We start from the raw sequence: 20,244 nt of genomic DNA on the forward strand, positions 1-20,244 counted from the left end.
TCGTTAAAAACGACAGGATATGAACGCGCCCGTTGGAAACGGGCGTGAGCATTAATATTTAAGGGATTGTAAATAATTGTCAGCTGGTACCAGTTGACAGTATAAATTTATCAAATGAGGTTCTTTAAACCATCAAAAATACTTTCGAAAAAGGTAGAAAGGTTAAGGCCATTACTGTGGTTGAAATAGACAAATATTAGAAAGGCGATAACCACAAAAATGATGAGTTTGCGAAAAGCAAAGGCGATAATAATCAATACAATGGGGATAATGAAAAGCCATAAACTGCTGATGGCGTAAGGACTTAAATCGCTATCTTTTTTAAACACATAAACCAGTTTACTGTGCGTGCCGGCATCATTTTGATGTTTAATGTACACAAATGTCGATTTATCGATGGGTAAGGGCAGCACAGCTATACCATCGTTAAATTTTAAAACCTGTGTAAAACCACTCACGCTAAAAGTATAGGTGCCATTAATATTTTCGTTCGGGTTATTGAGCGAATCGGCCGCTATAATGGCCAGTTTGTTATTTTTGAGCAGGTTTTCTTTAACCAGAAAATTATTAATGGCCGCTGTTTGTGCCTGGCCTAAAAAGCCAATTAAACATAGGGAAAGCAAGAGTAAGATTCGTTTCATTCGATAGAACGTTTATTGTAAATTAAATAACCGATATGCAATAATACACCATTTCTTTTAACTGCATCATTATATAAATTATAACTTAAACTTACCGGCCCCAGTGGCGAGTGATAAACCAGGCCAGCTGTACCTGCATAACGGACTTTTGTAATGGCCTTTGCATAATCTACCCCCTGGAAACCGTTCAGTTCATATTCTTTATGCGGTAAAAATAAATATCCTTCCAATCTAAAATCAAGATTTTTTTTCAAATTGTAGATATTTTTAATCCCACCGGCAGCATATGTTTTGGCCCTGAACTTATCCAGAAATAGAGAGCGGCTATCTTGCAGCGGATAAAATGCCGGTGCCACCAGCAATGTTGAATAATAATTGCTGAATAAAGGCTGATCGGAAATTACCCCTTCAACAATGTATCCCAGTGTATACTTTTTTAGGTGGAAGAAATAATTTTCCTGGGTAAGTTTTATGCTTCCCCAATGGCGCAGCTGACTACTGCCCGGAATTTTGACAAAACCAGGTGTATTGCGCAGAATATTGCCCGGATTATAGTTTTCGCGCCCGGTAGTGTAATTAAAACTAAGCGAGAAGCTTTGCCCGTTGGTGGCATATTGTTTGCGGTTTAACGAGTTTTTTTCGAAGTTTAACGAACCTCTGAAACCATTAAAGATGGTTTGATCCAATAAATCGCCAACTGCAAAAGTGTTGTTAGGACTATACCTGTCGTTATTGTTGATAAAGGTAGAATGTAGCACGATTTTGGTGTTGTAATTGAGTGGCATCCCTATCATTAAATCAATTTTCCGGTCAGATTGTTCGATGTAAATTGGGCGGGGGTTTTCGATAAAAATCTGGCTGGTATTATAAAAATTCCAGTGGTTGTAAGTGAGTTCCCCGGCTAAAAATAAAGGGAGTTTGGTTGGGTAATCGATACGGCCATTTAACTGTACCGATTCGTAAAAACGGCCCGAATAGAAACTGGTGCCAAAGGTGTACGATTTGCGGTTAAGGTAATTGTATTCGGCACCGAGAAAAACATTGCTGATTGGGCGGGTTGAAATATTGCCGCCCAATTCGAGTTTGAAACTCTTTTTAGGTTGCGCCACGACTTCGAAAGTATAACTATCTGTTGTCGGCTGATAGGAGATTTTGGGATATACGGTTTCGAAAGTCTGGTCGGCAACCAGTTTGTAATAGCCGCGCTTAATGTCTTTTAAATCGAAGGTGGCTTTATCACTTTTAAAAACCCGTTCTACATATTTTTTTTGCTGATTGTTTACTCCTGAAACGATGATATTGCTGAATTTGAGATCAGGTTTACGGACATTAAATTTTTCTCTGCGCCGGGCTAGTTCTTCATCATTTACCCTGCGACTAATTAAAGCTTTAATGCGCGGCATATCGGCCATGGTGGCATCATAACCCTTTTTTATCAGTTCGGCGACCGGAGCAAAATTGGTTACGCTGTAGCCGGCTAAATTGGGCTGGATGTAAACCCCGTTTTTGCCAATCATGGTCGAATCTGATTTGGACAGGAACATGTACACCAAAAAACGGTTCATTAAACGGTCGTCGATATTTTTAGGGTATTCATTATAGGTTTTAGACGAAACGTTGGCACCGATTACAAAGTCGGGTTTAAAATCCTTTTCCATTACATCGGCAGGGAAGTTATTGTAAAGCCCTCCGTCAAAAACATATTTTCCGTCCAATTTTATGGGGCGGTAAACAATTGGAACGGTCATGGTTGCCCTAACGGCTTCGGCCAGACTTCCTTTGCTTACAGTGATGCTTTTTTGCGATAAAACATCGGCTGCCATGCATCGAAATGGTACAAAAAGATTGTCGAAATTATCTTTTGAAACTGCAGAAGCCTGCGAAAACAGTTCGAGAAAGGCAAAGTTTAAGGGAATATCGTTAATCAGGTTAGAGCGGAAACTAAAATGGAAACCGGTATCGATAGCCACTTTTGCCGTAAGCATGGAGGCATTTGGCGCTCTTTTTTGAAAATAAAAGGTATAATCGCTGGTATAGCGGCCATTTACCCAGTTTTGAAAATCGTTGCTAAGTGCAATCTCTTCTATTTGCGCCGGGCTATACCCCGAAGCATACATGGCCCCAACAATACCACCCATTGAAGTACCGGTAATGTAATCAATTGGGATATGGTTTTCTTCCAGTGCTTTTAACGTCCCGATATGAGCCAGGCCTTTTGCGCCTCCTCCGCTAAACACAAGACCTACCTTTTGCGCGCGCAACTGGTTACAGCACAGAACGAAAAGTATCAGCAAAAATCTTTTAAAAGTTACCACACCTAAAAATAGGGTTTTCTTTTAAATTAATTCAATATGAGGATATTGTAGGTTAAAAATGATGCAAAACTTACCCAAAGGATATAGGGGATGAATAATAGCCCTGCCCGCTTATCTATCCGGTAAAATGTAACAGCGTTTATCACAATAACAATAAGCAGCAGAATAATTTCGGCCATGGCAAAACCTATTTCGTGCAGGTAAAAGAAAATGAACGACCAGGCCAGGTTAAGCATCAGCTGGATTAAATATATGGCTACTGTCCGCGGGAAATGCGTAATCTGATCACGTTTTACCCACACCAGATAGGCAGCAATACCAATAAGGATGTATAATGTTGTCCAAACCGGAGCAAAAAGCCAGTTTGGTGGGTTAAAAGCGGGTTTGTTTAAAGTAGGGTACCAGGTTTTAACCGATTGTGCAGTGGCCCAACCGCCCAATGCACCTATACCAAGTGTGATGGCTATATTGACAATGAAAGCAAGGGGTTTAAATTTCATGGGATGATTTTCAGTTTAAACAATAATATAGTCTAAATGTTTCGCGGTGTACGGCAACGCAATGAACGAACCTGAAAAATGAAGAGATCAGGTGTTTTTGGTGCAAAAAAAAGCCCCTCAATAAATCGAGGGGCAGTTCTTATAATTGTTTTAGACGACTTATTTTGCTAATGTGTTTGCAGCGTGCTTGTTCCAGTTACCAAAAGCATTTTTTGCAGAGGCTTTTGCAGTGCTTAACTGTACATCTCCGGCAATAGTTAAATAGGTTTTTTCAGGAGAAATCTGATTGTAAAAGCTTTGTACATCGGCTAATGTTAAAGCATTGATAGATTTTTCGTTTACAGTTTGGTCGTAATCGTAATCCTGTAATTTTAAACTGGTAATCAGTTTGGCCTTAGCTATATCGAAAGTTTTTTGATCTAAAGTTGCATTTTGGATCAATGCAGCCATTTTTGTCAGATCTTGCTCCAGGTTAGCATTGGTTGTAGCCAGTTTACCGCTGTTATCTTTAAAGCTGATATTGGCATTTTTGGCAACGCTTTCGTTCAATACTGCATTTAATAACTCTACTACACCATCTTTTTTACCTTCAAAAGCTTTGGCATCCAGTGTAAAACTAGAGTAAGCCTTAGGCGATCTGTCGTTTTCAGAAATAATGATGTTCATTCCGTTTTTAAGTTTAAAATCAACAGGCTCTTTAAAAGTCTGTGCTTTAACTGTGTAAACCGATAGGAGAGATAGCGTTGAAAGTGTAATTGTTTTAATGGTGTTCATTTTATTTTTTTATTTTTTATGATTTAAGAATTGTTTATAAATGTTTAACAAATGTACGTTTGAATGATTTATTCGGCTATATCCAGGCGGTAGAAAGGCAAAAATCCTAGACGAACGGGCGTATATACGTGATGAAACGGATGACAGATTTCTGCAAAGATAATTTTTATTCATTTTGTTCATTATTTATTCATGCAAAATATTCCTCAAGGTTATGCTTAGTTTTATTTATGACGCTAAGCTGATAATATGAATTGTTTAATCGTTGATGATCACGCCATTGCGCGGCGTACGGTCAGCCATCTCTTGCAAATAGAGCCATCGTTAAAGCTGGTTGCTGAGTGTGAAAATGCAAGCGAAGCTTATCGCAATCTCGCTGTTCACAAAATAGATTTACTGTTGCTGGATATCGAAATGCCCGGTATATCGGGGATTGAACTGGTAAAAGGCCTTGGCGAAGCAAGACCGCTCATTATATTTATCAGTGCCAAAAAAGACCATGCAGCAGAAGCTTTTGATTTAAATGTGGTTGATTTTATTACCAAACCCATTACACCCGATCGTTTTTTAAAAGCCATTACCAAAGCAAAGGAAGTTTACAATAGCAGCAACCTGTTTTTGGGTAATAAACAAGATGATTTTGTTTTTATTCGCGATGCAGGCGTAATCAGGCGGATCAGGCTCGACGAGATTAACTACCTGGAAGCCCAGGGCGATTATGTGAAGATTTATCAGAACGAGAAAACCTACGCTGTTCATTCTTCATTAAAATCAATTGAAGAAAAGCTACCCGCTAAAATTTTTATTCGCGTACACCGTTCATTCATCGTTAATATTGGCCGGGTAGATACTGTTGAGGGTAGTACCTTAATTATGCATAAAAATTTTGTACCGGTATCTGATGCCTATAAAGCAACGCTGAACAAGCGAATGCAAATCCTGTAACCGACATGAGCAGTGCAACAAAGAAAGCGTCAAATCCGGGTGCCGATGTTTTGGTACTACAGCCGCAAAATGCCGAACAGCAACAACTGCTGTCTTGCCTGAAAGAAAATGATGTAAGCTTTAAAGTTGTGCAAAATGAAACTGAAGCTTTCCAAATTCTGGAACAAACTGCTTTTAAACTGATTATTGTAGATCTGGCCGTACTCGAAAACAGTGAATTTAGCCTTGTGCATAAAATACGGGCACAGAAAAGCTCAGATATTCCGGTTGTGGCCATTATCCCACAAAATGCTGAAGCCTTGCAAAGCCGGTGTTTTGAGGCCGGCGTAACCGGATGTTTTACGAAACCCATTTCGAAGATTGAAGTAATGGGCATACTTACACAGTTTCTGCAAAACGAAACCTTCACGCAGCAAACAGTAGATAATGAATCAGGCTATGAAACCATTGATTTAACTTACCTGAAAGAGGTGAGTATGGGCGATGTGGATTATGAACGGGAAATGACAGCTAAGTTTATCGAAATTATTTCAACCGATCTGGAAGCGTTGGATTTCTACCTGGTGGCCAACCGTTACAATGAGCTTAAGGCTGTGGCCCATAAAATGCTTTCCACAATTTATGTAATGGGCCTTGGTTCGAAAGTAAGTACCCACCTACATGCCATTGAGTTCGATCATTTGAGTAAAGCGCAGCTGGTACAACAGGTGCAACTGGTAGCTACCATCTGCAAAAAGGCAAAAGAAGAAGCACAGGCGTTTTTAAATAATTAAATTAGCCCATGCTTACACTTTAAGCTCAATTTTAAGAAGCGTATTGATGGTCAGGGTTCGAACTTAGTCGTTTGTCTCCAATAAAATCTTTTATCTCCCTGATGGTTTCTTCAGGTTCGCTAATATGTGGATAGTGTCCGGTTGCCTTCATTACCACCAGAAAATTATCGGGTGTATTTTTATAAATATATTCGCCTGCTGTGAGCGGAGCCATCATATCGCGTGCACTTTGTAAAGTAAGGCTTGGTATTTTTAATTTTCTTAAATTATCCCGGCAATCGGTTTTAAAAGTAGCCATTGCAAAGGCCAGTGCTACACTGGGTTCGGTAGATTCGAAACATTCCTGTAAAAAATCGGCCAATTCGGGTTGCGAAGGCTTATCCATTACCACAGCTGCAATTGCTTTGCTCCAGCCTACATAATCGGCGGCAATATGTTCAAAAATGGTTTCGATATCTTCTGCGTTAAATCCTCCGATATAATCCCGATCATTCAGGTATCTGGGCGAAGGACCAATGAATACCAGCTTTTTAAAAGCTTCGGGTTGTTGCAGTGCAGCGATCATTCCGATCATGCTGCTTACAGAATGGCCGATAAAAATAACATCCTTTAATCCGAGGGCTTCAATAATATCGATTACATCGCATGCATATCCTTCTAAAGTAGCGTATTTCCGTTTGTCGTACTGGCTCAAATCCGATTCGCCTGAGCCTACATAGTCGAAAAGTACTACTTTATAATCTTCGAGGAATGCATTGACAATAAATTTCCATGAGTTTTGGTCGCAACCAAATCCATGGGCAAACATGATCACCTGGCTACCTTCGCCAATGATTTTTACATTATTTCTAATCAGTATGGAATGCAATTTAGTATGGTTTAGTAATTCTAAGAGTAAGGTAAGCAATGTTGCGATTATTTTATAAAAAAAGAAATAATGAACAATATGTAACGATAATAGATGAACAAGCTGTTTTTTAGATGTAATTATTATCTTCGTTAACATCCTTACTAAAACGATTAACCAAATATGAAGAAAAACATTACTTTGTTGCTTATTGCCTGCTTTTCAGTGTTTTATACGAAAGCGCAGGTAAACCTCAAATCATTTAAAAATAATGGAACCACTGTTGTCTCCAATAAAAAAGAGCTGGTTTTAACCTGGCCGGCCGGCGAAAGTGCTGTAGGGAAAATGATTTTAAACCTCGATAATGCGAAACCTTTGTTTACCAGTTTGCAGTTTGGCAAAAAAGGGGCGATAAAAGAAATTGCAACTGATCTCGACCCTGCATTTGTATTGAGGGTGGGCAAACGTACCTTAAGTCCTTCAAGCGGGGGCTGGGATGTGTTTTTTGATCGTGTACCCACGCGGCCTTACACTACCAACGCTGTAAAATTTGAAAAAGGTGCTGCGAGTGTGCGTACCCAAGGCGCCCAAACCATCGTTAAAATAGAAGGTGTTAGTGCCGAAACTTTTAAAGGTGCCTTAGAAATTACCTTGTACAATGGCAGTCCGCTGTTTAATGTGGCTGCGGTAGTAGCTACGGCGAAAGATTCGACTGCGATTTTATACGATGCCGGATTGGTAAACAAAAAGGAAGTTTGGGCCAATGTAGCCTGGTCGGATGTAAAAGGAAATATCCTAAAAGATAAAGGTGTTAAAACAGATGCCAGTAAAAACCTGGAGGTAAAATACCGTACCGTAATAGGCGAAAACAATGGCGGCAGTTTAGCGCTTTTCCCGGCGCCGCATCAATATTTTTATCCTTTGGATGAAGCATTTAACCTGAAATTTACCTGGAAAGGGAGTAACTATTTAAACCTGATTCCCGATTATGGGATCGGTATCAGGCAGGATCCTGTGGGCGATAAACGTTTTGTACCCTGGTTTAATGCACCGCCCCATACTGCCCAAAGACTTAATTTTTTCTGCTTGTTGAGTAACGGCAAGGCTGATGCTGCTTTAACGGCCGTTAAAAAGTTTACCCACAACGATAGTTATGCGGTGTTGCCAGGTTATAAAACCATGGCCAGCCATTTTCACAACGAATTTATTTCTGATGTGGTGTTGAGCGGTAAGCCCATTCCCGAAAAGCCTGAATTTGTAGATGTGCTTAAAAAAGCTGGTTTAAATATTGTTAAACTTGCCGAATTTCACGGGCCTGGCCATCCGAAAGGACCAGATTCGATCCGTTTAAAAGAACTGGATGCTTTATTTACCCAAACCAAAAGATTATCAGATCCCAATTTCTTATTGTTGCCGGGTGAAGAGGCCAATAATTTTTATGGAGGTCACTGGCTGGCGTTTTTTCCTAAGCCGGTTTACTGGATCATGTCGAGAAATAATGATAAACCTTTCGAAACCAACGACCCGAAATACGGAAAGGTTTACCGCATTAGCGATAAAGTTGAGATGTTAAAGTTACTGGAACAGGAGAAAGGTTTAGCATGGACGGCTCATGCCAGAACAAAAGCATCAACAGGTTATCCCGATAAATATAAGGATGAAGATTTTTTTAAATCGGAAACATTCCTCGGTGCTGCCTGGAAAGCCATTCCGGCTGATCTCTCTTTGCCCACCTTAAGTAAGCGTGTATTGAACCTGATGGACGATATGGCCAACTGGGGCTTGAAAAAACACGTGATTTCTGAAGCAGATATTTTTACCATTACCGAACAGAACGAGATGTATGCCCATTTGAACGTGAATTACCTGCAAATGGATAAGGTGCCCAATTATGCCGATGGCTGGCAGCCCGTTTTGGATGTGATGCGCACCGGAAAGTTTTTTGTTTCATCAGGCGAGGTGCTCATCCCGGCATTTAACATTAACGGAAAAGGTGCGGGCGAAACGTTAAAATTAGATCAGGCCGGCAAAGCCAATGTAAGCATGCAGTTGAACTGGACATTCCCGCTAAGTTTTGTAGAAATTGTATCTGGCGACGGGAAAAAAGTTTATCGAAACCGGATTAACTTAAACACGACACAGGCCTTTGGTAAAAAAGATTTTAAATGGCCGGTAAATTTAAAAGGCCGTAAATGGGTAAGGGTAGAAGCCTGGGATATTGCTACCAATGGTGCTTTTACGCAGATGGTTTGGCTGGAATAATAACCTCTTTGTCAATTGTCATTCTGAGTGCAACGAAGAATCTTTATTTTAAACTAAACCACAGATAAAAACGATGCACACAGATAAAGATGTTCATTGTCCCCGTTTGTCACAAAGTGATTCCTTTGGAATAACGGGGATGAATGAGTCTGGCGATTTTATCGCTAAAGCTATGTTTGTTATGCATTACAAATGCACTTCTCGCTAATCCTCGTTACAAACGAGGACTATAATAGATTCTTCACTGCGTTCAGAATGACAGTGATCAAACCGCATCATCTTTAAACTTCCGGATGGCCAGATAGAAAAAAGTAAGTGAATACAGCGCTGCCAGTAAACCAGCGGATATTGCCGATGGTGCGATGCCAAAATCGTGGTTATTGGGAAAAGCGCAATGGAGTACCAGCATACATGTAAATACAATGGCTGTGGTGCACAAGCCGTTTAATCCTGCTTTTTTTAAAATAAAGGGGTAACCTGTAATCTTTTCATCGAGTTTATAATGAATGGCTTCAGCATGCTGTAGCTCCTTAATTTTCTTCAAAATATCGAAGGTAATCATAAAGGGAAGCAGCAAAGACATGGGCAATAAAAACCGGGCTAAATTTTGCTCACCACTGAATAAATGCACTGAGTTTTGTGCTTTAAAAGCAAAATAAGGTACAACAGTATTCAGTATCGTATTGGGAATAAGGTGTATCAGCAGATTTTTGCGCACAAACTTATTCCAGTTTGATACTTTAGCTTTCGCCGCTAATTCCAGATCAGACATTGGCTGGTTCATTTAAATTTTCCTGCATCAGTTTCATGGCTTTATCGCGTACCTGCCAGGCATCAAATTCCCTGAAAAAAGATTCGTTAGACATGAACGAGAAATCCATTTCGCCATCAAATGTGCTCAAAACAAGGGTATTAGCATTACGCCATGGGAAAGCAACCGTTGGGCTGTAAATGGTGGCAATGCTAAAGTTTTGATAAGTTTTAGGGATGTTTAACAAGCCCATATTGCTCAGGGTAATATCGTGCGTCCCTTTGGTGGTTTTTAAAAAGCCAATCATTTTATTTACCGACGAATGAAAATATTCGCTCATGTTCAACAGGTCGTAAACTTTCATTTCGGCTATTTTGGCTTCTAAATCGGTTTTTAGTTTGCGGGCTTTGTCCCAGAACAAATTTTCCTGCGGATGGAGCTTTAATTCCACAATGGGGGCAAAGGCAAACATAGTATCTGTTTTAATGGCTGGTACAAAACGTCTGATATCAACCGGGCAGATTACCTTTCCATGGGCTTTATCACCGCGTACCTGTTTAAATGCTTCCATAAAAGCTACGCAAATTGCCGCATGCACCGAAGTTTGCTCGGCTTTACATTTTTGCAAAAGGTTTTCGGTGTCTGCAGCATTCATTTTCCAGTTAATTGCGTAGTTAAGCTGTTCAGTACTGTGGTAGGAGGTAGATTTAAAAAAGAAAAACAAACGGCCTAGTGTTGCAAAGATTTTTCCTTTAAAATGGCTGACTTTAGAGGGAGTAAAATCATCTGGCAGCAGTTCTTTAACTGAGCTAAAAGAAGGGTAAGGCAACAATTCTTGTTCAGGATCATCTATCAGTGCCACCAGTTCACGTAATAAATTTAAAATGGTGGTTCCATCACAGATGCAGTGTGGAAGCACCAGAAGTAAATCTGATTCAGTTTCACCCTGCAGCCACACCACCCGGGCCAGTGGCTTGCTGTTGTTGTTAAAGAGTTTATACCATTCTACTTTCGATTGCTGCAGCCAATCCTGGTCGGAAGTACGAACCGAAATCCGCACCGGTATTTTACCGATATTTTCATTTAATATGAAGTATGGGGTTTGACCCGTATTTTCGATATTCATGCGCAGGAGCGGATGTTTCTGCTGGATTTTGTAAAGCGCCTGATATAAGTGCACTTCGTTAATATTACCACTTATTTTGGCTCCGAAAACACAGTTGAGTGGCGTTTTTGCATCAACATGCATAATTCTTTCGCCTAAAATTAATCTCCTTTTCATGCGGTAGCGGTTAAAATTTCAGTGGGTTGTAAGATTTGGCTTTTAAGGATGGATATCACCTGCTCTTTGATCGCTTCAGCTTCAACAAATGGAACATAACCTTCACTGGCTACAAAAGTGAAATCCATTTGGTTGCGGTAGGTAGAGACAATCATGGTGGTGGTATTACCCAAAGGCCCCAGTACCGAAGGACTAAAAATACTTTCTACTTCGAAATGCTGGTACTGGTGTTCAATGGCAATGCGGCCGAGGTTCGAAAACATACAATCGTTGCTCGATTTGCCATATTTTAGCAGGTTGGTAAAGTTTTTCAGGGCTGGGTGGCAGGCTTCCATCATCATCATTAAGCTGTATGGATTGAGTTTAGCCGACTTTGTATTTACATCAGCCTGCAAGGCTTTTACCTGGCTCAAAAAAAACCTGTCCGGAAAGAGGGAAAGCACAATCATCAAACCGAAAGCAAAAATGTGGTCTTTTTTAATCAACGGGTTAAAGTTCCGGATATCGACCGGGAGCGATATTTTATTAAAGGCTTTTTCTTTGCGCACATTTTTAAATGCCATTAATACCGCGGCGCTGAGCAAGGTATTTACAGTAAATTGGTTGGCTTTGCAGTACTGCACAATCTTTGTAGTAAGTTCCTCATCAAATTTCCAGCGAAGCATAAAATCCCTTTTGCGTTCTATGGCTGTTTTCTTAACCGGGATGATCCACAAGGCAAGCGTAGCCATTTTGCCAATGATGCTGTTTTTGGTGCGGTTGCGGTAGCTATTCAGAATCTTGCCCGGGATTAGGTCTTCAATTCCCATAATCGGGATTTCGCTGCCAATATGGCTATCCGGATCATCTAACAATTGCAGCAGCTCGGTTAAAATCGATAAAGCAGCGGTGCCATCGCATAAACAGTGGTGAAAAACCAGCAGAAATTCGGAAACCAGATTACCCTTAACCCACACCACACGGAAAAGCGGCGCTGCTGTTGCATCGAAAAGCGTTTTCCACTCCTGGGTCGATTCCTGCTCCCAGGTTTGGTCATCTAAGCGTTCAACTATCCTTACCGGTACCTTAAAATTTTCGGTACGGTTGGTTACAAACCAGGGTTTTTTATCCTCGTCAAAACGTATGGCAGCCGATAACCAGGGATGTTTCTTCTGGATCCGGAATAAAGCAAATTTTAAATCTGCTTCGTTTATATTTCCCTTGATTTTGAAAGGTATAATTACGTTGAATGGGCTTGTTCCGTCTCCGTACAACATTCTTTCGCCAAACAGGAGTTTTCTTTTCATATTGGTCTATTTTATAAAGTTGATCGTCACCCTGAATTTATTTCAGGGTCTCAATAATTAAGAGAGATGCTGAAATAAATCCGATAGCTATCGGATGGGAATCTGGATGCAAGCCGCTTTAAGATTCCCACTTTCGTGGGAATGACGATCCCAGCTAGAGGTTTGTTAAACCGTTTCTAATGTTCCAGTTTTTGCAAAATCTTCTAACAATTGCACCGCTTTATCATTACCTCCGGCATCTATAAAGGTTTGTCTGATTTTCTGGGCTGCTTCACGGTATTTCGGGTTTTCTAAAAGCTCAAAAACAGTATTGCGCAGTTCATCTGTGCGCAAACGTTTATAGCGGATGCTGATACCACAGCCCGCCTGTTCAATTAATTTAGCCGTGTGGAAGTGATCGTAAGCAATAGGCGTAATCAGCATGGGCAAACCATTGGTGAAGGTATCGTTTACCGTATTAAACCCGCCATGGCAAATTACCGCATCCATATAGGGCATCAGTTCTGATTGTGGCACAAAACCATTTACGATAAAGTTATCGGGCCATTTTTCAAAAATATCGGGATTGGTTGCCGCTACGATGGTTACGGGCTGGTTTTCGAAAGCAGTAATCAGTTTCTGAAAAAATGCTGCACGAATATCGACCAGCAAAGTGCCTAATGAAACAAAAATTTTAGGTGTGGTAACCTGTTTTAAACGTTCCCAATCGAAAGGGGCTAAATTGGGGCGGCCTTTAACAGGGCCAACAAAATGCATGTGCGGTGGTTTTTCTTCAAAACCGGCAAAGGTTTGCGAGGTAAAAACCATGTTCAGCGCATGCGAATGGATGTGGATGTCATCACTGTAAATGCCCACTTCTCGTTGTAAACCTTTAATCAGGTTTTGCTGCCATTCAAATATTTTAGGCGCACTATTGGCCGTATTGCCCATAACATCGGGTGGAACAGGCGTAGTGGTAACCGAGGGAATGCCTTTTAAATGCGCGCACAACGCACCGGCAAAAGTGATACAATCGTTAATGATCACATCGGGTTGCCAGCGGTCTACAAAATTGTTTAGGCCTTTCATCATCATTTTGGCAAAAGGCACATAGGTTTCTTCCAGGGCGAGTTTCATCACTTCCGGGCCAGAACAGGCCGGTCCATCATCCTGACGTTTTAATATGCGTTGTATTTCATCCTGATATTCGGCCAGGTCTGCTTCGGGGTAAATGAATTCGCCACCCTCAGGGAGGTGCGTTTGTGCCAGCGGGGTTATGCCCAACCACTTTACTTCGTGGCCGCGGGCCAGTAAGCTTGCACCAATGCTCAGCGTGGGACTGATGTGACCGAAAAAAGGTGGAACAACAAAAAGGAATTTTGACATAGGATATTAGCTGATGAGTAGGTTTGAGGTTTTTTGATTTAATGCTTCCAATACTCCGGCAGCACTTGCTGTTCCTCCGGCATCGGTAAAAGATTGTTTAATTTCTTCAGCAGCCATCTTGTAGCTGCTATCTTGCATTACTTTGTTTACGGCTTCTTTAAGGTGGCTGGCTTTAAAACGGTTAAAATTAAGTCGTTCACCTGCACCAACCCTGAATACGCGCCCAGCCACATGACTTTGGTCATAAGCAATAGGAATCACCACCATGGGTAGGCCGTGCATTAAAGTTTCGCAAACTGTATTGTGGCCGCCATGGCAAACCACAGCATCGAGATAGGGCAGGAGGTCTAACTGGGGTACTTCGCGTTGTACATTGAAATTGGCAGGCCAGCTTTCAAATAAATCCGGATCGGATACCACAACCACATGCAGATTTTCATTTGCAAAAGCTTCGGTTACTTTGGCGAAGAAACTTTTTTTGTGCTCATGATCGAAAGTGGTGCCAATACTCACCAGTATTTTAGGTTGGTTGTTGGCATGGAAAGCTTCCCAATTGAAAGAAACATTAGTTTTACGGCGATTGAAAACCGGACCGATAAATTGATAATGTTCGGGCAATTCCATCTCGCCAAAAAATGCTTTCGAGGTAAATACCAGTGTTGCCAAAGTAGAGCAGGCAATAGAGCCGACTTCGTTTATGCCGAACTCTTTTTGCAATGCCACAATCTGGTTTACTTCCCATTCGTGCACTTTGGGCAGCTCATCCATTACCTTAATGGCTGCCGGCGCAGTAACCGAGGTTACATAAGGGTAATTTTTATTGGTGGCGGCAATGGCTCCGGCAAACATCTGGTGATCGGTAATCACCAAATCGGGCCGATACTGATCGAGGAGACTGGCAATGCCTTCGTAACTGTGCCTGTTGAGCGGAATGAGTACTTCTTCGTATAGAAATTTGATGCTATCAATGCCGTATACGATTTTTTTGGTAATGATATCAAGGTATTTTTCAGCATCTTTTTTCTGCTGATCGTTTTGATCGTAGCGGATAACGAGCAATTCGCCACCAGCGGGAAGTTTGGTGCCTAAAGATTGGTCTAAAGTAATCCAGGCTACACGGTGCCCCCTTTCGAGCAAGGCCGTGCCCATACTTAGCGTGGGATTGATATGACCAGTTAAAGGAGGAACAACGAATACGAATTTTGCCATTGATGTTTAATTAGATGTTTCCTTAAAAAAATGAAATAATGCTTCTGCAATAACCAAAGGTTCCTGAATGGGGATGTTGTGATCGCCGGGAACTGCAATTAACGACGCCTGATCGATTAAGCCTTCCAGTTGCTTACCTGCATTGAGGCAGTTAGAATCGGTTCCATAGAGTAATAAAGTTGGCTGTTCAATGGTTGTTATTGCCGCACTACCAAAAAAGCCCTTTTCCAGTTCCATATCGGCTTTGATCGAAGTCTGGTAAAACAGGTACTCATACATGCGGTGGTTGCGTTCCATTTGCCTTTTACCCATTTTCACTTTGGTGGTGTCGGTAAAATTTTCGACGTAATGCTCCAGAAATTCGCGGCTATATTCATCAATAATCCCCCGGGTTTTATCGTCGTTGGGATCTGGCGCCTCTATAACCGCCAGTTTATGAATGCGTTCAGGAAAGCGGATAGCCATTTTTAAGGCAATTAGCCCACCGAAACTATAGCCGCCTAAATGCACTTTTTTAAGTTCAAGCGCCTCCATTAAGTGCAGCAGGTCGTCAGTCATACTTTCAAGGTCGTAGCCCTCCAAAACTTTTTCGCTCATGCCGTGGCTTTTCAAATCGTACAACACTACGTGAAATTGAGTGGCGAGCAGAGGGGCGATATTAAAGTAATAGACAGAGAGGTTACTGAACATCCCGTGAATGAGGATGATGGTTTCAGCAGCGCCTTTGTTTAGCTCCTGAATATGAACCGACTTGCCGTTTATGTTTAAGATTGGCATTCTTCGATATAAGAAATGATCATGCCCAGGTTTAAATTAATCAGCTGGTCTAAATCCATTGCCGATAACCAGCCGGTAAAATCGATCTGTTCGCCAAAATGGGCTTTAATTTTCTCTGAAAAAGACACGATTTCGATGCTGTCCATCTCCAGGTCTTTGGTAAAAGAGCTCTCGGGACTGATATCCATTTCTTCAACAAATTCTTCTCCGATTACTTCGGTGATAAATTTTTTCATGAGATCAAAGATCTCTTCGCGGCTCATTTTTGTAGTTATAGTGTCCATCCGATGATATAGTTTTTATGTTTGATTGTTTTAATGATGATGTTATTGATGGTTAATTCTTCGCCATTTACCGCTTCAACGGTATAGGCTTTGGGGTTGCCCTGCAGGCCTTTGCCCAGATATTTGCCATATGCTTCTTTCGCTACCCAAAAGCGGGTGGCCCATTCTGTTTTATCGCGATTAGCCAGTAAAGCCATTTCGTGATCGTTAAAAACCAGATCGAAAAAGCCCGGACTACGCTCTTCTATATTTTCGATGTCGATGCCGACTGGCCGGCCCAAACGGGCAATGCTCACGGCATCGGTTCCTTTATGTGCAATGGAAATTTCAATGTCTTCGGTTAAACCACCTTTTACATGGGGTTTGTGCACATCGTCGGCATAGATTTCGAAAGTAATGGGATAACAGGCCTGTTGTTTTTGGGTATTTAGCAGGTTGCGCACAGCATCTTTGGCGGCTACGCGGCTAATCATCCAGGTTCTGCGCTTGTTGGGCAAAAGGTTATTATGGTGTTTTTTTTCGATCTGATTAAAATACCTTTTCAGGATAAAATCCCAGGAAACTACCCGCGAATAAGCATTGCCAAAAATGAAAACCCCTGGAGCCACTTCTGTCGATAAACGGTTATGCAATGGCGACATCGAAACATTCCAAAGTGGTTCATCTATTTCCAGTCGACGGTTTTGCCATCCGGTAATGATGAGCCAGGTAAGGCCATTTCTTTTCATCACGATGTCGGCTGTGGCGAATTCGTCGTTCAGTTCGGTTAGTACACAGGTACATTCGAACGTGCCTTGTTGATCGGCCATATCGCCGAAAAATTCTATTTCCTGAATTTTAACCGGAAAGGCAATCCTGTCTTTTGTTAAGGTGAGTTGCAGCCATAAGCCAAACAATTGTCCGGCATTATCTAGCAATGAACCTTTGCCGCCTGCAGCTTCAATAATTCCGGTTATACCTTGTTCGCCAACAGCCACCAGTTTTTTGATGCCCTGATAAAGGGGGCCATGGAACATGTGTGCATCGTAAATCTGCTCTGTTGTGCGGTCGATATCCAGTTTTTGGCCAATATCGAAATGGCGGTTAGGCGCGTGGTTGAGCTGAGTGGCCAGTTGAACTTCAGCGTTGGCAAAACGTTCGAGGTTCAGGTAAACCCGCTGTGTATCTCTCCATTCGCCGGTTACGGTTTCGCGGAAAGGTTTAACCACATTCATCCACTGAAAAACGCGCATGTTCATGATTTTCTGCACTTTTTCTGCCGGCGATTGGGCATTGGCGATTTCGGCAAAGACTTCAAAAATCATCGTCATCGGAATTACCGGGTCCATATCTTCTACCGTTGGCCATCCTTTGGGTTGCCGCAAAAGCGAGTGATCGATCAGGTAAGGGGAGTTATCCAGGCTCACATCAAGCGTTTGGCTAAAAGCTTTCCTTTCTGGTAGCTGCGGTGCAGGTGGTAACCATTGGCTGGGTTGATCGGTTTGTAAGGCTGCATTTTCGAAAAGCCCGAGCATTTCGTTTTGCATGCTGATCATTTCGAGCACGTTGTCATTAAAGGCCTGCAAAACCGGATGTTTAGCCGCGATTGCAGGTTGAGGTGGAGCTGCCTGCGGCTGTTTTAGGGTTAATCCTTTCAGCGTTTGCAGGTTGTGAATAATGGGCGAGCCCAGTTTGAGTTTAATGCCTTTGTTTTTTTGTGGCTGGGCAGATTTAATTTGCCCTAGAAAGGCCGATTCAATGGTTTTTCCTTCAATAAAAAGAGCAGCCAATACACGTTGCAATTGCGTAATACCCGAACGGATGGGTACATTGGCACTAATGGTGCTGAAATCTTTTCCTTTTAGTGTATCATCAATAAAACCTACCAAGCCACCAGAGCCTACCTGAATAAAAACGCGTGCACCTTCTTTGTACAGTTTTTCGGTAAGCTCGCGGAAACGGACCGGCTTAATGAGGTGTTCGGCGCTCAGCTGGCGGATGGCTTCAAAACCTTCGGGATAGGTTTCGAGTGTAGTTGCCGACCATAGCGGGGTAGTGGTTTTGCGGAATTGCATATCCTGCATACCTGCTAAAATCAGTTCCAGCTTATCGGCCACAAAAGGAGAGTGGAAACCCGACTGAAAAGGCAAAATCTGGTGAAAGATTTGTTTAGCCTTTAAAATCGGAACCAGCTCTTCGAGTGCGGTTTTGCTCCCGCATAAAATAACCTGTTGCAGGCAGTTATCGTTAGAGAGGTATAAATTGTCAATCGTATTTAAGATAGGTTGCAAGGTATCTAAACCACAGCCTACTGCAATAAAACGCGAATCTTTGAGCTCGAAAGTCTCGGGGTTGAGCACACTGAGTAAATGCATCACCGAGCTTTCTTCGGCCAGTTCTGACGAACGTGCAGCCAGCCATTCGCCAAGGCTGTGCCCGGCATTCATATCGGGTTTAACGCCGAGTTGTTTTAACGCCTGATCGAGTACACTGCTTTTGTTCAGTATTTTTAGCGCTTCGCTCAGCAGGCCGTCGCTTGTTTCATTTTCGTCGGTTGTGATATTAAAATATTGGGCCACCGATTTAAATTCTCCTCCGGCAAGGCCATCTAAACCCGGAAATACGAAAGCGATTTTACCGTTATTGGTCAGCAAAGGCGCATTGGTGTACCAGATATCTTGTTTGTTGCGCCAGGGGGAGTTTTTGATCACTATTTTTAAGGCCTTGGCCAAACGCTCGGGACTTGGGTTAAATACGGCCAAACGGAAATTTCCGGAGCCGATACTGAAATCCTGATTTTCGAGTGAAGCGATTAAAGCTTCGTGACTCGGCCTGGCCAGGATCAAAACTTCGTCTTTTTTGGGTGTATCGAAAGCACTTAAAACCACATGGGCATTGATGCCACCAAAGCCAAAAGCATTAACAGCGGCTAGTTTGGGCAATCCCGATTGATCCCAGTCGGTTGCATTTTGAACGGCAGAAAAGCGTGTTTCGGCGAGTTGAGCTAAAGGTTCATCGCAATGTAGAGTTGGTGGAATAATGCCATGATATAAGGCTAAGCTCGATTTTATTAACCCTGCAATTCCTGCGGCCGGCATGGCATGGCCAATATTTGATTTAACAGAGCCGATGCCGGCTTTTGGAAGATCAGCATCTGCACCAAAAAACTGTTTAAGCGTTTCTACTTCGGTTTTATCGCCCAGCGGTGTTCCGGTGCCGTGGGCTTCCAGGTAGCCAATGTTGCGGTATTCGAGCCCGGCGTTTTCCCAGGCCTCGCTAACGGCTTTTAACTGGCCTTTAACCGAAGGGCTCATCACGCTGGTGCCACTGCCATCGCTGCTAACACCAACACCTTTAATAACCGAATAAATTTTATCCTGATCGCGGATGGCATCTTCGAGGCGTTTCAATACCACAAATCCCGCACCTTCGCCAATAATTAATCCATCTGCACTTTGATCAAAAGGTTTTATTTTAGCCTGTTTGGACAAAGCACCGAGTTGTGAAAATATACTCCAGAATGCCGCGTTTTGGCCCAGGTGCACGCCACCTGCAATTACCATGTTGCAACGGCCACTGTTAAGTTCCTGCACGGCATGATCTACTGCAATGAGCGAGCTGGCACAGGCTGCATCTAAAGTAAAGGCCAAACCGCCCAGATTGAGCCGGTTGGCAACTAATGAAGCTACCAGATTTGGGATTAACCCCATGGCGGTATCGGCACTGAAACGGCCTTTACGCAATTGAAATTCGTGTTTTACCTTTTCAAGCTCTGTTTCAGTAAGCTGGGGCATCAGGTCTTTCAAAATGCTCGAAATCTGTTCGCCGGTGCGTACAATTTCTATCGCACGGGTAGCCCCGGGGCCCACATAATTGCCCTTTCCGATAATGATTCCGGTTTTATCGAGTGTATACTTTTTTTCGAATACTCCTGCATCTTCCAGCGCCTGATGAACCAGGTCTAGCGTAAGCAGGTGGTCGGGTTCGGTACCTTCAACGGCCAGCGGCAAAATGCCAAAGCGTTGCGGGTCGAACCGGTAATCGGGAATAAAACCACCACGGTTACAGTAAAAACGGTCGACACCGGTTTCCGGTTTTCCAAAATGGATTGGATCAATGCGGTCGGCAGGTACCTCCTGTGTCGAATCTACTTTATGGAGAATGTTTTCCCAAAAAGTTTGCAGATCTTTTGCACCGGGAAAAATGCACGACATTCCAATAATGGCTACGTCACTTTTTTTCATATTGCTGTGG

General features: G+C 42.4%; 16 protein-coding genes. 3 read left to right on the top strand and 13 right to left on the bottom strand.

What is annotated here, in order from left to right:
* Positions 1-110: 110 nt before the first annotated feature.
* The 4 genes from BLR37_RS18355 to BLR37_RS18370 form a co-directional block, all read right to left on the bottom strand.
* Positions 111-641 (bottom strand): hypothetical protein, encoded by a 531-nt coding sequence (locus BLR37_RS18355; protein ID WP_090771136.1) that lies wholly within the window; start codon positions 639-641, stop codon positions 111-113.
* Complete coding sequence (locus tag BLR37_RS18360) at positions 638-2,935, bottom strand: patatin-like phospholipase family protein (RefSeq protein WP_244154693.1); 2,298 nt, start codon at positions 2,933-2,935, stop codon at positions 638-640. The genes BLR37_RS18355 and BLR37_RS18360 overlap by 4 nt, the downstream gene beginning before the upstream one ends.
* A 47-nt stretch (positions 2,936-2,982) precedes the next feature.
* Complete coding sequence (locus tag BLR37_RS18365; protein ID WP_090771138.1) at positions 2,983-3,456, bottom strand: TspO/MBR family protein; 474 nt, start codon at positions 3,454-3,456, stop codon at positions 2,983-2,985.
* Between the two features lie 159 nt (positions 3,457-3,615).
* Positions 3,616-4,230, bottom strand: coding sequence for a peptidase M16 family protein (locus BLR37_RS18370; protein ID WP_090771140.1), 615 nt, complete (start codon positions 4,228-4,230; stop codon positions 3,616-3,618).
* Positions 4,231-4,479: 249 nt separating this feature from the next.
* Between BLR37_RS18370 and BLR37_RS18375 the strand changes: the two genes are divergently transcribed.
* Together BLR37_RS18375 and BLR37_RS18380 are read left to right on the top strand one after the other, a co-directional pair.
* Positions 4,480-5,175 (top strand): LytR/AlgR family response regulator transcription factor, encoded by a 696-nt coding sequence (locus BLR37_RS18375; protein ID WP_090771142.1) that lies wholly within the window; start codon positions 4,480-4,482, stop codon positions 5,173-5,175.
* 5 nt (positions 5,176-5,180) lie between these two features.
* A complete protein-coding gene (locus tag BLR37_RS18380) occupies positions 5,181-5,948 on the top strand; it encodes a response regulator (protein ID WP_090771144.1) in 768 nt (255 codons plus the stop codon).
* A 31-nt stretch (positions 5,949-5,979) separates the two neighbouring features.
* On the opposite strand, the gene BLR37_RS18385 is transcribed toward BLR37_RS18380, so the two are convergent.
* Positions 5,980-6,816, bottom strand: a complete 837-nt coding sequence (locus tag BLR37_RS18385) for an alpha/beta fold hydrolase (protein WP_090771368.1) — start codon at positions 6,814-6,816, stop codon at positions 5,980-5,982.
* Positions 6,817-6,978: 162 nt separating this feature from the next.
* On the opposite strand from BLR37_RS18385, the gene BLR37_RS18390 reads away from it, so the two are divergent.
* On the top strand, positions 6,979-9,057 hold the full coding sequence (locus tag BLR37_RS18390) for a CehA/McbA family metallohydrolase domain-containing protein (protein WP_090771147.1): 2,079 nt from the start codon (positions 6,979-6,981) through the stop codon (positions 9,055-9,057).
* 265 nt (positions 9,058-9,322) lie between these two features.
* On the opposite strand, the gene BLR37_RS18395 is transcribed toward BLR37_RS18390, so the two are convergent.
* The 8 genes from BLR37_RS18395 to BLR37_RS18425 form a co-directional block, all read right to left on the bottom strand.
* Positions 9,323-9,829 carry a hypothetical protein gene (locus BLR37_RS18395; protein ID WP_090771149.1) on the bottom strand — a complete coding sequence of 169 codons (507 nt, stop codon included), beginning with the start codon at positions 9,827-9,829 and terminating at the stop codon, positions 9,323-9,325.
* Entirely contained in the window at positions 9,822-11,090 is a 1,269-nt protein-coding gene (locus BLR37_RS18400) for a phthiocerol/phthiodiolone dimycocerosyl transferase family protein (protein ID WP_090771151.1), read from the bottom strand. Before BLR37_RS18400 ends, BLR37_RS18395 begins: the two co-directional genes overlap by 8 nt.
* Entirely contained in the window at positions 11,087-12,376 is a 1,290-nt protein-coding gene (locus tag BLR37_RS18405; RefSeq protein WP_090771153.1) for a condensation domain-containing protein, read from the bottom strand. The genes BLR37_RS18400 and BLR37_RS18405 overlap by 4 nt, the downstream gene beginning before the upstream one ends.
* Positions 12,377-12,541: 165 nt before the next feature.
* Positions 12,542-13,741: a glycosyltransferase gene (locus BLR37_RS25410; RefSeq protein ID WP_167356643.1), complete on the bottom strand. Its 1,200-nt coding sequence runs from the start codon at positions 13,739-13,741 to the stop codon at positions 12,542-12,544.
* Between the two features lie 6 nt (positions 13,742-13,747).
* Positions 13,748-14,950: a glycosyltransferase gene (locus BLR37_RS25415; protein ID WP_167356644.1), complete on the bottom strand. Its 1,203-nt coding sequence runs from the start codon at positions 14,948-14,950 to the stop codon at positions 13,748-13,750.
* Positions 14,951-14,956: 6 nt separating this feature from the next.
* Positions 14,957-15,727 (bottom strand): alpha/beta fold hydrolase, encoded by a 771-nt coding sequence (locus tag BLR37_RS18415; protein ID WP_090771155.1) that lies wholly within the window; start codon positions 15,725-15,727, stop codon positions 14,957-14,959.
* Positions 15,715-16,011 (bottom strand): acyl carrier protein, encoded by a 297-nt coding sequence (locus BLR37_RS18420; protein ID WP_039479746.1) that lies wholly within the window; start codon positions 16,009-16,011, stop codon positions 15,715-15,717. Before BLR37_RS18420 ends, BLR37_RS18415 begins: the two co-directional genes overlap by 13 nt.
* Complete coding sequence (locus BLR37_RS18425) at positions 15,999-20,234, bottom strand: type I polyketide synthase (protein ID WP_090771370.1); 4,236 nt, start codon at positions 20,232-20,234, stop codon at positions 15,999-16,001. The genes BLR37_RS18420 and BLR37_RS18425 overlap by 13 nt, the downstream gene beginning before the upstream one ends.
* Positions 20,235-20,244 lie beyond the last annotated feature (10 nt).

The organism is Pedobacter soli, assembly GCF_900101435.1.
Taxonomy (GTDB): Bacteria; Bacteroidota; Bacteroidia; order Sphingobacteriales; family Sphingobacteriaceae; genus Pedobacter; species Pedobacter soli.

Coding starts and splice junctions, on each gene's coding strand:
- BLR37_RS18390 (WP_090771147.1), top strand. CDS start 6,979: ATGAAGAAAAACATTACTTTGTTGCTTATTGCCTGCTTTTCAGTGTTT.
- BLR37_RS18355 (WP_090771136.1), bottom strand. CDS start 641: ATGAAACGAATCTTACTCTTGCTTTCCCTATGTTTAATTGGCTTTTTA.
- BLR37_RS25415 (WP_167356644.1), bottom strand. CDS start 14,950: ATGGCAAAATTCGTATTCGTTGTTCCTCCTTTAACTGGTCATATCAAT.
- BLR37_RS18405 (WP_090771153.1), bottom strand. CDS start 12,376: ATGAAAAGAAAACTCCTGTTTGGCGAAAGAATGTTGTACGGAGACGGA.
- BLR37_RS18400 (WP_090771151.1), bottom strand. CDS start 11,090: ATGAAAAGGAGATTAATTTTAGGCGAAAGAATTATGCATGTTGATGCA.
- BLR37_RS18425 (WP_090771370.1), bottom strand. CDS start 20,234: ATGAAAAAAAGTGACGTAGCCATTATTGGAATGTCGTGCATTTTTCCC.
- BLR37_RS18415 (WP_090771155.1), bottom strand. CDS start 15,727: ATGCCAATCTTAAACATAAACGGCAAGTCGGTTCATATTCAGGAGCTA.
- BLR37_RS18375 (WP_090771142.1), top strand. CDS start 4,480: ATGAATTGTTTAATCGTTGATGATCACGCCATTGCGCGGCGTACGGTC.
- BLR37_RS18370 (WP_090771140.1), bottom strand. CDS start 4,230: ATGAACACCATTAAAACAATTACACTTTCAACGCTATCTCTCCTATCG.
- BLR37_RS18420 (WP_039479746.1), bottom strand. CDS start 16,011: ATGGACACTATAACTACAAAAATGAGCCGCGAAGAGATCTTTGATCTC.
- BLR37_RS18395 (WP_090771149.1), bottom strand. CDS start 9,829: ATGTCTGATCTGGAATTAGCGGCGAAAGCTAAAGTATCAAACTGGAAT.
- BLR37_RS18380 (WP_090771144.1), top strand. CDS start 5,181: ATGAGCAGTGCAACAAAGAAAGCGTCAAATCCGGGTGCCGATGTTTTG.
- BLR37_RS25410 (WP_167356643.1), bottom strand. CDS start 13,741: ATGTCAAAATTCCTTTTTGTTGTTCCACCTTTTTTCGGTCACATCAGT.
- BLR37_RS18365 (WP_090771138.1), bottom strand. CDS start 3,456: ATGAAATTTAAACCCCTTGCTTTCATTGTCAATATAGCCATCACACTT.